Origin of the sequence: Xanthomonas sp. SHU 308 (assembly GCF_000364645.1) — a bacterium.
Lineage (GTDB): Bacteria > Pseudomonadota > Gammaproteobacteria > Xanthomonadales > Xanthomonadaceae > Xanthomonas_A > Xanthomonas_A sontii.
Genome location: NZ_AQOK01000488.1, coordinates 1 through 603, shown reverse-complemented (window position 1 = coordinate 603; position 603 = coordinate 1). Strand labels below are relative to the sequence as shown.

Sequence of the window (603 nt, the reverse complement as noted above, 5' to 3'; positions counted from 1 at the left end):
GTACCGGCTCGGCGTCACCGCCAACCAGGTGACGGCGGCCGCGGCGCTGCTGTCGCTGCTGGTCGCCGCGGTGGTCTACACGCAAGGCGCGGCGCAACCGCTGTGGTACGCGCTGCTGCCGCTGTGGATGCTGCTGCGGATGGCCTTGAACGCGGTGGACGGCATGCTGGCGCGCGAGTTCGGCCAGCAGTCGCGGCTGGGCGCCTACCTCAACGAACTGTGCGACGTGGTCGCCGATGCGGCGCTGTACCTGAGCCTGCTCGGCGTGCCCGGCGTCGGTGCCGGCTGGCTGTGGCTGATGGCGCTGACCGCGGCGTTGACCGAATATGCCGGCGTGCTCGGGCTGATGGTCGGCGCCAGCCGCCGCTACGATGGGCCGATGGGCAAGAGCGACCGTGCCTTCGTCATCGGCGTGCTGGGGCTGCTGCTGGCCGGCGCCTGGGTCGGCGCGGCGACGGTCACGGCCGTCGCCATGGCGGTGGCGCTGTTGTGCGCGGCGACCGTGCTGCGCCGGGTCGCGGCGGGATTGCGCGAGGCGGCGGCACGCGCGTGAGCGGGGCGGCCGGCGTGGCCGCGGCGAACAGGGATTCAAGACAGACAAGG

1 protein-coding gene is annotated in these 603 nt (G+C 73.3%); it reads left to right on the top strand.

All coding sequences use genetic code 11. The features are described from left to right. Window positions 1-553 (top strand): CDP-alcohol phosphatidyltransferase family protein (locus tag D588_RS0114820; RefSeq protein WP_017916540.1); only part of this gene is annotated, 553 nt, incomplete at its 5' end. Between the last annotated feature and the right edge of the window lie 50 nt (window positions 554-603).